Origin of the sequence: Actinomadura sp. NPDC047616, assembly GCF_040642915.1 — a bacterium.
Classification (GTDB): Bacteria; Actinomycetota; Actinomycetes; order Streptosporangiales; family Streptosporangiaceae; genus Spirillospora; species Spirillospora miaoliensis.
This window is the reverse complement of sequence record NZ_JBEYTB010000013.1, coordinates 71,303-82,623: the sequence shown is the minus strand read 5'-3', so window position 1 is coordinate 82,623 and position 11,321 is coordinate 71,303. Positions and strand designations below refer to the sequence as shown.

Here is an 11,321-nt window from a genome sequence, read left to right as displayed (position 1 = left end):
CTTAGACGATCTTGTCCGGGCCGGCCTGGCAGCTCACGCCAGCATCTCCGCTGAGCTGGGACGAAAACGGTCAGAGCGTCGCCATCCGGCCGCCGGGCAGGCGTTCGAACCGGGCGACGAGGTCCCGACCCGCCTCGCCGCCCGCCGCGTACCGCGCCTTCGCAGTCGTGCCCGGTCAGAAGCGGGAGCGTGCCCAGCCGTTCCGGCCCGGGGGGAAGCCTCCCCGGCCGCGCCTACGCCAGCAGGTCGCGGGTGGCCAGGACGATGCCGTCCTCGTCGCTGTAGAGCCAGTCGCCCGGGCGGAACTCCACGCCGCCGAACGTCACCGGGACGTCGACCTCGCCCGCCGCGTCCTTGGCGCTCTTGCGCGGGTTGGAGCCCAGGGCCTTGATGCCCAGGTCCAGCGTGCGCAGCGTGGCGACGTCGCGCACCGCGCCGTTGATCACCACGCCGGCCCAGCCGTTGCGCACCGCCGACCCGGCGATCAGGTCGCCCATCAGCGCCGACGCCAGCGAGCCCGCGCCGTCCACCACCAGCACGCGCCCCTCGCCGGGGGTGTTCAGCAACCGCTTGACCAGGCCGTTGTCGCGCAGGCAGCGCACCGTGGCCACCGGGCCCGCGAACGCCGCGCGCCCCCCGTAGTGGCGGAACTGCGTCTCGCAGCTGCGCAGCTCGTCCCCGAAGTCGTCGATCAGGTCGGCGGTCGCGAACTCCATGCCGGGAGCCTACCGTTCAGTAATCCGCCGCCGGGCGCTCGGGGCGCTCGGGGGAGTCGGTGGGACGGCCGATCAGCCGGGACAGCACGATCGCGGTCTTGGTGGCGGTGATGTTGTCCTCCCGCCGCAGCCGCTCCAGGGCCTGCTCCAGGTGCTGGATGTCGCGGGCGCGCACGTGCACCAGCGCGCTGGCGTCGCCGCTGACGGTGTAGGCGGCGACGACCTCCGGATGCTTGCGGATGCTGGCGTAGATCTCCTCCGGCGACGTCGCCCCGGTGCAGAAGATCTCGATGAACGCCTCGGTGGTCCAGCCCAGCGCGGCCGGGTCCACCACCGCGGAGAACCCGGTGATCACGCCGTCCGCCCGCAGCCGGTCGACCCGCCGTTTCACCGCCGGGGCGGACAGGCCCACCGCGTCACCGATCTGCGCGTACGAGGCGCGGCCGTTCTCCAGCAGCTGCGCAACGATTCGACGGTCCAGCTCGTCAAGACGCAACAAACATCTCCCTGGAAGTGCACTTTCTTCAATGGTCGGCGGGTTCATCCCGAACATACGCTGTGAGGGGAACACCGGCCACCGTCCGGCGCCCCGGCATGCCGCATCGCGTCCACACCGCTGTTAAGGAGCTTGCGTGTCTCGTACCGAACGGCTGCGGGCCATGTCCGAGGAGCACGGCGCGCACACCTACCACCCGCTCCCGGTCGTCATCGCCGAGGCCGAGGGGGCGTGGGTGACCGACGTGGAGGGCCGCCGCTATCTGGACATGCTGGCGGCGTACTCCGCGGTCAACTTCGGGCACCGCAACCCGCGGCTGGTGGCCGCGCTCGCCCGGCAGCTCGAGCGCGTCACGCTGGTCAGCCGGGCCTTCGACCACGACCAGTTCGGGCCGTTCGTCGCGGAGCTGGCCGAGCTGTGCGGCAAGGACATGGTGCTGCCGATGAACAGCGGCGCCGAGGCGGTGGAGAGCGCGCTCAAGACCGCCCGCAAGTGGGGTTACGAGGTGCGCGGCGTGCCCGCCGACCGCGCCACGATCATCACGTTCGAGGGCAACTTCCACGGCCGGACGACGACGATCATCAGCTTCTCCACCGACCCGGAGGCGAAGAACTCCTACGGCCCGTACACGCCCGGCTTCCGCACCGTCCCGTACGGCGACGTGGCGGCGCTGCGCGCGGCCATGGACGACACCACGGTGGGGGTGCTCGTCGAGCCGATCCAGGGCGAGGCCGGGGTGAACGTGCCGCCCAGCGGGTTCCTGACCGCGGTGCGCGAGCTGTGCACCGAGTTCGGCGCGCTGATGATCGCCGACGAGATCCAGTCGGGGCTGGGCCGCACCGGCACCACGTTCGCCGTCGAGCACGAGAACGTCGTCCCGGACATGTACCTGCTGGGCAAGGCGCTGGGCGGCGGCATCCTGCCGGTGTCGGCGGTGGTGGCCGACGCCGACGTGCTCGGGGTGTTCCGGCCCGGCCAGCACGGCTCCACGTTCGGCGGCAACCCGCTGGCCTGCGCGGTCGCCCGGGAGGTGATCGCCATGCTGCGGACCGGCGAGTACCAGGAGCGCTCCCGCGAGCTGGGCGCCCACATGCACCGGCGGCTCGGCGAGCTGCCGTCCGACCTGGTGCGGGAGGTGCGCGGGCGCGGCCTGTGGGCCGGCGTGGAGCTGCGCGGCAAGGCCCGGGCCGTCAGCGAGCGCCTGATGGAGCTGGGCGTGCTGGCCAAGGAGACCCACGACACCACGCTGCGGCTGGCCCCGCCGCTGGTGATCGACCGCGCGGACCTCGACTGGGCCCTGGACCGGCTGGCCGTGGCCCTGTCCGCCGCCTCCCCCGCTCCCGTGGCGGCTCGCGAGGCGATCGGGCAGGCGTGATCGTGTAGATCGCGAGCTTGACGAGGGCTTCCCACAACGGCGTGGGGAGCCCTCGTCGCGTTGTGCGCCCGCGTTGTGCGTCAGGTTCGCGGCGCTACGCGTGACATGGGACGTCCACGCGGAATAGTCTAGGTGGACTATTCCGCAAGGATCAGGAAACCCGCATGTCGAGACCCATCACACCGCTGGCGCTCACCGTGCTGCGGATGCTGTGCGACGGGCCCATGCACCCGTACGAGATGCAGCAGCGCATCCGCAAGCACGCCTACGACCACGCCGTCAAGGTCACCCACGGCGCGCTGTACAACTCGGTCGAGCGGCTGGCCGGGCAGGGGCTGATCGAGCCGGTGCAGACCAGCCGGGAGGGCCGCCGGCCGGAACGCACCGTCTACCGCATCACCGACACCGGCCGCGACGCCGCGCACCGGCGGCTCGCCGACATCCTGTCCGCGCCCGTCGAGGAGTACCCCCTGTTCGACGCGGGGCTGGCGTTCATCAACCTGCTGCCGGAGGACGAGGTCGCCCAGCACCTGGAGACCCGGCGCAACGCGCTTGAGTTCCTGCTGGGCGGGCACCAGACCGCCTATGAGGCGCTGCGCGAGCGCGGCGTCGAACGTTACAAGCTCCTGGACATGGAGCTGAACATCGCCCGCGTCCGCACCGAGCTCGAGTACGTGCGGGCGCTCGTGGACGACCTCGCCGAGGGGCGGATGACCTGGGCCGACGACGACCGACTGACCATCTGTCACCCGCACGGTGACACTCCCGACGAGGAGATCTCCGCATGACGCGCTGGCGCGGCAATCCCTGGGCGATCCTGCTCACCCTGTCCCTCGGGTTCTTCATGACCCTGCTGGACCTGACCATCGTGAACATCGCGATCCCCAGCATGATCGACAAGCTGGGCGCGTCGCTGGACGAGACGCTCTGGGTGCTGAACGCCTATGTGCTGGTGCTGGCCGTGCTGCTGATCACCGGCGGCCGGCTCGGTGACCTGGTGGGCAAGAAGACCCTGTTCATCGCCGGCGTGGCCGTGTTCACCCTGGCCAGCCTGGCGTGCGGGGTGGCCCAGGACCCGGCCTGGCTGATCGGCGCCCGGGCGGTGCAGGGCCTGGGCGCGGCGCTGCTCATGCCGCAGACCATGGCGATCATCATCGACACCTTCCCGCCGCAGCGGCGCGGCGCCGCGCTCGGCCTGTGGGGCGCGGTGGCCGGGGTGTCCACGATCGCCGGGCCCACCGTCGGCGGCCTGCTGGTCACCACCCTGGACTGGCGGTGGATCTTCTTCGTCAACCTGCCGATCGGCGTGCTGGTGCTGGCCATGGCGGTGCCGATCCTGCCCGCCCCCACCCGCACCGTGCGGCACCGCTTCGACGTGACCGGGGTGCTGCTGGCCTCCGCCGCGCTGTTCTGCCTGACCTTCGCGCTCACCGAGGGCGAGAAGTTCGAGTGGGCCCGGTGGATCTGGGCGATGATCGGCGCGGCGGCGGTGCTGTTCGCCGTCTTCCTGGTGCACCAGCGCTCCCGCCAGGACCGCGAGCCGCTGGTGCCGTTCACGCTGTTCCGCGACCGCAACTTCGCCGTGCTGACCTTCGTCGGCGCCACCGTGTCGGTCGGCATGATCGGCCTGTTCCTGCCGATGACGATCTACCTGCAGTCGGTGCAGGGCCACAGCGCCCTGGCCGCCGGACTGATCATGGCGCCGTCGGCGGTGATGTCGATGCTGCTGGCGCCGGTCGCCGGACGGCTGACGGACCGGATCGGCGGCAAGTTCCTGCTGATGGGCGGGCTGGTGCTGTACGCGGTGGGCACGGTGTGGCTGGTGGCCGTCGTGGAGGTGGGCACCTCCTGGCCGACGTTCCTGGCGCCGCTGGTGGTGTCGGGCGTGGGCGTCGGCGGGGTGTTCGCGCCCATGACCACCGAGGCGACCCGCAACGTGCCGCCCCGGCTGGCGGGCGCGGCCGCGGGCGTCAACAACACCGTCCGGCAGGTCGGCTCCGTGCTGGGCAGCGCGGTCGTCGGCGCCGTCATGCAGAACCGGCTGGCCGCGGCGCTGCGGGACGAGGCCGTGGCACGGTCCGGCGCGGTGCCCGCGCAGCTCCGCGAGGGGTTCGTCGCCGGGTTCGCCAACGCGGCCAAGGGCGGGCTGGAGGTCGGGCCCGGCCAGACGGGCGCGCACCCGCTCCCGTCGAACGTGCCGCCGAGCGTCGCGCAGCGGGTGCAGGAGGTGGCCGCCCAGGTGTTCGGCCACGGGTTCGTGCACGCGCTCAAGCCCACGATCGCGGTGCCCGTCGTGGCCGTCCTGCTGGGCGCGGCCGCCTGCCTGGGCGTCCGCAGCTACCGGGCGCCCGCCCGCGCCGTGGACGCCGACACCACCCCCGCGCCGCTGGCCGGCTGAGCCGGACGCCCCGCGCTCCGGGCCGTCCCGGCGCGCCGGGCCGCCGGGGTCAGGCGATGCCCCGGTACTCGCCCTCGTAGAAGATCAGCGGCTTGCCGGACGGGTCGGGCACGTCCAGGGCGAGGACCTCGCCCACCACGATGCTGTGGTCGCCGCCGTCGTGCACGGCGTGCGTCCGGCACTCCAGCGCGGCCACCGCGCCCGCGAAGATCGCGGCGCCGGTGGCCGCGCCGCGCCGGCGCTCCCAGCCGCGCAGGGGGTCGTCCAGCGGCCGTCCCCGGGTGGCGAACCAGCGCGAGGCGTCCTCCATGTCCTCGGTCAGCACCGACACCGCCCACACCCCGGTGTCGAGCACCACGTCGTGGAACCGCGCCGTCCTGTCCACGCAGAACAGCACCAGCAGCGGGTCCAGCGACACCGAGGTGAAGGCGTTGACGGTCATGCCGTGGTCGACGCCGCCCGCGACCGTGGTGACGACGGCGACGCCGGTGGCGAACCTTCCCACCACCTGCCGGAACCGCAGGGGGTCGACCTGCGGTGCGGCGACGTCGGGATCGGGGCACCGCGCACAGGGGTCACTGGGGTCACTGCTCACGACGCGACCACTTTAGGGCCGCGACTGGCGCTCGCGCGCGTGCCCGTGTCCCATCTCACGCGGCCCGGCGTCCGGTGCCGCCTCCGGCTCCGCGCCCGGGCCCGCGTCCGGTCGGATGTCCGCCTTCGGCGCGGACATCGGGCCCCGGACGAGCCACTCCCCCGGCGGACGGCGGCCCGGCTGCAGCGCCGCCGCGATGACCGCGCCGACGACCCCGCCCAGGATGAAGACGTATCCCGCCGCCGTGCCCGGGACCACCAGGTCGCCCTCGGCCCGCTTCATCGACATCAGCAGCACCACCACGCCCCACGGCACGGCGAACACCACGCCGCCCAGCGGCGACCGCATCGCCCAGGCCGTCAGCCGCACCGCGGCGAAGTTCACCGCGGTCAGCACGATCGCCGCCGCCGGCACCGAACCGACCAGCCATCCCTGGGCGAACGACCCGAGCACCCCGAACAGCAGCCCCAGCACACCGAGCGCCGCGTAGGCGGCCCCGGCGGCGACCGCCTCGGCCGACGACTCGCCCGGCGGCTCGGCCGACGGCCCATCCGGCGGCCCGCCCTGCGGCCCGTTCTCCGCTGCGGCGGGCTCGGCGTCCGCGTCCCGCACCGGGGGCGTCCCGGCCTCGGACGGCCGCTGGTCGTCGTCCCTGTCCACGCCCGTCAGCGTAGCCCCGCGCCACCGTCTCGGCGAAACGACCGAACCCCCGGGCCGGGGGCCCGGACGCCCGGCGAGCGGTCAGGCGGATCCGGCGCGTCCGGCCGGTTCGGCGAACAGGTCGGTCTCGCGGCCGTTGGGACCGGCCGGGCCGAGCTCCCCCGCCAGCAGGATGAAGTACTCGGTGCCGAACGCCTGCTGTCCCAGGTTGTTCGACAGCGCGAAGAACGGGCCGACCTCGTCGGGCGCCACCGTGATCTGGGTGTGGTGCGCGCGCAGCGCCGCGATCTTGGCGGGCAGATGGGCGCGGGCGTCCACCTGCGTGGTGACCTGGTGGTCGGGGATGCCCGAGCCGAGGTCGTCCAGGCTGGCGACGCGCGGGAACGGCAGCCGCGCCTCGCGCATCACCGCGACGGCGCGCGCCAGCACCGACCGGGGCATGGCGTAGGCGTAGAACTTGGCCACCTGCCAGGGCTCGCCGCCGTCCTCGTACCGCGGGTCGGCGGCCAGCTCGAAGGCCCGCCAGGTGACCCGGTGCGCCTGGATGTGGTCGGGGTGGCCGTAGTTGCCTCGCTCGTCATAGGTGACGATCACCTGCGGCCGCACGTCCCGGATGATCTTCACCATCTCGGCGGCGGCCTCGTCCAGGTCGGCCCGCCAGAAGCAGCGCGGGTCGTCGTTGGACGGCGTGCCCATCATCCCCGAGTCGCGCCAGCGGCCCGGTCCGCCCAGGTAGCGGTGGTCGCGCACGCCCAGCGCGGCGCACGCCTCGGCGAGCTCGCCGATGCGGTACTCGCCGAGCCGGTCCTCCTTGTCGGCGGCCAGATGGCGCAGCTCGCCCGGGATGACCTCGCCCTCCTCACCGAGCGTGCAGGTGACCAGGCAGACGTGGGCGCCCTCGGCCGCGTACTTGGCCATGGTCGCCCCGGTCCCGATGGACTCGTCGTCCGGGTGGGCGTGGACGAACAGGATGCGCGGCTCCTTCATAGGATCCGAGCCTACTCAGGACCGACACGTTGGTCGCGAGCCCTCCAGGGGTGATGCGGGGCACGCCCGCGCGGAACGTCACCGCCGGGCGTCCTGCCGCCGTCTCGCGCTCCGCGTCCGCGCGGCGCGCCGGGTGCTACTCGCCGGTCCCCTGCTCGCCCCCGCCACCGCCACCGCCGCCGCCGGTGCCGCCACCACCGCCGCCACCGGTGCCCCCGTCGCCGCCGTCACCGCCGTCGCCGGTGCCGCCGCCTCCGCCGGGAGGCTCGGTGTCGGGCGTGGACGGGGAGCTCGGCGGCGTGAACGTCGGCCGGGTGGGCCGGATCGGCGTGGTCGGCTCGACGCTCGGACGGGTCGGCTCGGTGGTGCGCGGGCGCGTCGGCAGCTCGCGCGTGGGCTCGGGCTCCTCGGTCTGCTGCGGCTCGTCGGTCTCGGTGTCGGTGACCGACTCCGACGCGGGCGGGCTGCTCGGCGAGCTGGGCTCCTCATCGCCGTTGGACATCATCACCATGCCGACGACGAGCGCCAGCACCGCGATCGCCGCGACGGCGGCCAGGATCGGCCACCGCGAGGACCGGTCGTCGTCCGGGTAGCCGCCGTAGCCGCCCCCCGCGGAACGGTGCCGGCCCGGCGGGCGGCCGGGCGGCGGGCCCATCGGCTGCACCGGCGGGAGCGCCTCGCGGATCGCCTGGGTCTCGCTCACCGGCTGCATCGGCCCCGTCCGGCCCATCGCCCGGGTGGCGTGCGGGGGCGGCGGCGCGCCGTGGCCCGCGGCCATCTGCGACCCCTCGGCCAGCAGCGTGGTGGCCTGCGCCGGGTCGTCCATCCGGGTCTGCGCGGCCGGGCCGCTGCCGATCAGCCGCATCATCAGGTGCTGCGCGGTGGGCCGCCGGGTCGGCTCCTTGGCCAGGCACGCCGCCAGCAGCGGCTTGAGGTCGTCGGGGACGCCGTCCAGCGTCGGCGGCTCGTGCATCACCCGGTTGATCACGGCGACCACGGTGTCGTCGCCGAACGGCGGACGGCCGGTGGCGGCGAACACCATGGTGGCCGCCCACGCCCAGATGTCCACCGCCTCGGTGAGGGTGGCGCCCGCCACCTGCTCGGGCGCCATGTAGGAGGGCGTGCCGATCGCCTTGGTCGCGGCGGTCTGCCCGGTGTCCAGGGCCCGCGCGATACCGAAGTCGATCACGCGCGGCCCGTCCGGCGCCATGATCACGTTGTGCGGCTTGAAGTCGCGGTGCACGATCCCGGCCTGGTGGATGGCCACCAGCGCGGTCGTGGTGCCGATCGCCAGCCGCTCCAGCGCCGCCCCGTTGAGCGGACCGTCCTCGATGATCTGCCGGTGCAGCGACTTGCCCGGCACGTACTCGCTGGCGATGTACGGCTGGTCGCCCGCGACGTCGGCCTCCAGCACCTGGGCGGTGCAGAAGCGGGCGACCTGCTTGGCGGCCTGCGCCTCCCGGACGAACCGGTTGCGCGCCGAGGCGTCCCCGGCCAGGTCGGCGCGCAGCAGCTTGATCGCGGCCTGGGTGCCCGTGGACGGGTCGACCCCGAGGTACACCACGCCCTGCCCGCCTTCTCCGAGTCGTTCGACCACGTCGAACGAACCCAGCCGCCGGGGATCTCCCGGCTGCAGCTCCGGCATGGACCACTCCTTACAGCCCGCGACGACATGTGCGATGGGGAAGCTTTGAGCTTACGCGAGCCCGGTGACGGGCACGGGCCGTTCTCGCCCGTCGCGATCGCCGGCCACCGGCCGGTGCCCTCGCGTCCGGGCGCGTGTCGGCAACCCCGTCCTGTCTAGAGCACTGCCCGCCCCGGTTCAACCGGCATGCCGGAATCCACCCGGGTTACCCGTCACGTCACCCGCCGCGCCCGCGCCCGCGCGCGCCCGGTGCGGGGCACCCGTCACGCGGGATGTCCGGCGCGGCTGGCAGACTCGTTACGCGTGGGCGGCGCCTGAAGGCGATCTGCAGGGCTAGTGGTGGGAGACAGGGCAATTGAGCATCAGCTTTCCGCGGCAGAGCGCGCGTACGCGGCGGTTCACCCTCGGCGTCCCACGGGCCTTCCAGGTGGCGCCGGACGGGTCCCGCGTGGTGTTCCTGCGCACCCGGGCGGGTGACGACCCGGTGACGTGCCTGTGGACGCTCGACCCCGCGTCCGGTGAGGAGCGGCTGGTCGCCGACCCGGCGGCGCTCGACCTGCCCGGCGAGCAGAGCCTGCCGCCCGAGGAGCGCGCCCGCCGCGAACGGGCCCGTGAGCAGGCGGGCGGCATCGTCGGTTACGCCGTGGACCGCGACGTGCGCCAGGCCGTCTTCACCCTGGCCGGGCAGCTGTTCCTCGCCGACCTGGAAACCGGGCAGGTCCGCGGCCTGCCCGCCACCACCCCCGTGTTCGACCCGCGTCTCGACCCGGCCGGGCGGCGCGTGGCGTACGTGTCCGGCCGCACCCTGCGCGTGCTGGACGTGGCGAGCGGCGAGGACGCCGCGCTGGTGACGCCCGAGTCCGAGCAGGTGTCCTACGGGCTGGCGGAGTTCATCGCGGCCGAGGAGATGAACCGCATGCGGGGCCACTGGTGGGCGCCCGACGGCGAGACCCTGCTGGCCGCGCGGGTGGACGAGACGCCCGTGCTGCGCTGGCACATCGCCGACCCCGCCAACCCCGAGCAGCCCCCGGTCGAGGTGGCCTATCCCGCCGCCGGCACGCCGAACGCCATCGTCTCGCTGGTGCTGCTGAAGCTGGACGGCCGCCGCACGGCGGTCGCCTGGGACCGCGGCGAGTTCCCCTACGTGGTCACCGCCGTCTGGGACGGGCACGGCCTGCTGGTCGTGGTGCAGACGCGCGACCAGCGCGTCCAGCGGCTGCTGAAGGTCGACCCGTCGTCCGGCGAGACGGCGCTGCTGCACACCCTGCACGACCCGGTGTGGACCGAGATCGTGCCGGGCGTCCCGGCCCGGCTGGGCAACGGCGAGGTCGTCTGGATCGTCGACGACCGGGAGAGCGACACCCGGCGCCTGACCGTCGCCGGGAAGCCCGTCACCCCGGCGGGGCTGCAGGTGCGGTCCGTGCTGGGCGTGGAGGGCGAGACGGTGCTGTTCACCGCCTCGCAGGAGCCGACGGAAGCGCACGTGTGGTCCTACGGCCCGGACGGGGTCGTCCGCCTCACCGACGACCCGGGGGTGTTCACGGGCGTCCGCTGCGGCGAGGTGACCGTGCTGACCGGCTCCCGGCTGGACAGTCACGGCGTGTCCACCGAGGTCCGCGGGCCCGGCGGCGCCGTCCACCCGATCGCGTCGCGCGCCGAGACCCCGGTGGTGACGCCGCGGGTGGAGCTGCTGCACGCCGGGGAGCGCGCGATCCGCACGGCCGTGGTGCTGCCGGCGGACTGGAAGCCCAGCGACGGGCGGCTGCCGGTGCTCATGGACCCCTACGGCGGCCCGCACGCCCAGCGGGTGCTGGCCGTGCGGCGCGCCTACAACGAGGCCCAGTGGCTGGCCGACCAGGGCTTCGCCGTCGTGATCGCCGACGGCCGCGGCACCCCGGCACGCGGCCCGGCCTGGGAGCGCGCGGTCGACCGCGACTTCACCGGGCCGGTGCTGGAGGACCAGATCGCCGCGCTGGAGGAGGCCGCCCGCCGCCACCCCGGCGCGCTGGACCTGGGCCGGGTGGGCATCCGCGGCTGGTCGTTCGGCGGCTGGCTGGCCGCGCTGGCGGTGCTGCGCCGCCCCGACGTGTTCCACGCGGCGGTGGCGGGCGCCCCGCCCACCGACTGGCGGCTGTACGACACCCACTACACCGAGCGCTACCTCGGCCACCCGGACGAGGAGCCCGAGAGCTACGCCGCCCACTCGCTGATCGAGGACGCGCCGCGGCTGGAGCGTCCGCTGCTGCTGATCCACGGCCTGGCCGACGACAACGTGGTGGCCGCCCACACGCTGCGCCTGTCCAGCGCCCTGCTGGCGGCCGGCCGGCCCCACACCGTCCTGCCCCTGTCGGGCGTCACCCACATGACCCCGCAGGAGGTCGTCGCGGAGAACCTGCTGAACCTCCAGGTCGGTTTCCTGAAGGACGCGCTGGCCGAACGCAGGGCGTGA

The 11,321-nt window shown here is 74.0% G+C and carries 10 protein-coding genes; 4 read left to right on the top strand and 6 right to left on the bottom strand.

The genetic code is table 11. The features are described from left to right. Positions 1–233: 233 nt before the first annotated feature. Together rraA and ABZ801_RS28210 are read right to left on the bottom strand one after the other, a co-directional pair. Positions 234–716 (bottom strand): ribonuclease E activity regulator RraA, encoded by a 483-nt coding sequence (gene rraA, locus ABZ801_RS28215; RefSeq protein ID WP_360703299.1) that lies wholly within the window; start codon positions 714–716, stop codon positions 234–236. Positions 717–732: 16 nt separating this feature from the next. After that, on the bottom strand, positions 733–1,212 hold the full coding sequence (locus ABZ801_RS28210; protein ID WP_360703295.1) for an Lrp/AsnC family transcriptional regulator: 480 nt from the start codon (positions 1,210–1,212) through the stop codon (positions 733–735). Between the two features lie 163 nt (positions 1,213–1,375). On the opposite strand from ABZ801_RS28210, the gene rocD reads away from it, so the two are divergent. From rocD to ABZ801_RS28195, 3 genes are all read left to right on the top strand, one after another. Then, positions 1,376–2,587, top strand: a complete 1,212-nt coding sequence (gene rocD, locus ABZ801_RS28205; RefSeq protein WP_360703701.1) for an ornithine--oxo-acid transaminase — start codon at positions 1,376–1,378, stop codon at positions 2,585–2,587. 164 nt (positions 2,588–2,751) lie between these two features. Continuing rightward, a complete protein-coding gene (locus ABZ801_RS28200; RefSeq protein ID WP_344944364.1) occupies positions 2,752–3,375 on the top strand; it encodes a PadR family transcriptional regulator in 624 nt (207 codons plus the stop codon). Next, the gene (locus ABZ801_RS28195; protein WP_360703292.1) at positions 3,372–4,985 is read left to right on the top strand and encodes a DHA2 family efflux MFS transporter permease subunit; all 1,614 of its coding nucleotides are present in this window, start codon (positions 3,372–3,374) and stop codon (positions 4,983–4,985) included. The genes ABZ801_RS28200 and ABZ801_RS28195 overlap by 4 nt, the downstream gene beginning before the upstream one ends. A gap of 49 nt (positions 4,986–5,034) precedes the next feature. On the opposite strand, the gene ABZ801_RS28190 is transcribed toward ABZ801_RS28195, so the two are convergent. The 4 genes from ABZ801_RS28190 to ABZ801_RS28175 all read right to left on the bottom strand — a co-directional run bounded on the left by ABZ801_RS28190 (position 5,035) and on the right by ABZ801_RS28175 (position 8,872). Continuing rightward, positions 5,035–5,580, bottom strand: a complete 546-nt coding sequence (locus tag ABZ801_RS28190) for a flavin reductase family protein (protein WP_360703289.1) — start codon at positions 5,578–5,580, stop codon at positions 5,035–5,037. 12 nt (positions 5,581–5,592) lie between these two features. Continuing rightward, complete coding sequence (locus tag ABZ801_RS28185; RefSeq protein ID WP_360703286.1) at positions 5,593–6,240, bottom strand: DUF6113 family protein; 648 nt, start codon at positions 6,238–6,240, stop codon at positions 5,593–5,595. A gap of 81 nt (positions 6,241–6,321) precedes the next feature. Continuing rightward, positions 6,322–7,227: an N-acetyl-1-D-myo-inositol-2-amino-2-deoxy-alpha-D-glucopyranoside deacetylase gene (gene mshB / locus ABZ801_RS28180; protein ID WP_360703283.1), complete on the bottom strand. Its 906-nt coding sequence runs from the start codon at positions 7,225–7,227 to the stop codon at positions 6,322–6,324. A 136-nt stretch (positions 7,228–7,363) separates the two neighbouring features. Then, positions 7,364–8,872, bottom strand: coding sequence for a protein kinase (locus ABZ801_RS28175; RefSeq protein WP_360703280.1), 1,509 nt, complete (start codon positions 8,870–8,872; stop codon positions 7,364–7,366). 355 nt (positions 8,873–9,227) lie between these two features. On the opposite strand from ABZ801_RS28175, the gene ABZ801_RS28170 reads away from it, so the two are divergent. Then, complete coding sequence (locus tag ABZ801_RS28170) at positions 9,228–11,321, top strand: prolyl oligopeptidase family serine peptidase (protein WP_360703278.1); 2,094 nt, start codon at positions 9,228–9,230, stop codon at positions 11,319–11,321.

Bases quoted from the DNA above. Each gene is read 5' to 3' on its own strand.
- rraA (WP_360703299.1), bottom strand. From the start codon at position 716: ATGGAGTTCGCGACCGCCGACCTGATCGACGACTTCGGGGACGAGCTG.
- rocD (WP_360703701.1), top strand. From the start codon at position 1,376: ATGTCCGAGGAGCACGGCGCGCACACCTACCACCCGCTCCCGGTCGTC.
- ABZ801_RS28200 (WP_344944364.1), top strand. From the start codon at position 2,752: ATGTCGAGACCCATCACACCGCTGGCGCTCACCGTGCTGCGGATGCTG.
- ABZ801_RS28195 (WP_360703292.1), top strand. From the start codon at position 3,372: ATGACGCGCTGGCGCGGCAATCCCTGGGCGATCCTGCTCACCCTGTCC.
- mshB (WP_360703283.1), bottom strand. From the start codon at position 7,227: ATGAAGGAGCCGCGCATCCTGTTCGTCCACGCCCACCCGGACGACGAG.
- ABZ801_RS28175 (WP_360703280.1), bottom strand. From the start codon at position 8,872: ATGCCGGAGCTGCAGCCGGGAGATCCCCGGCGGCTGGGTTCGTTCGAC.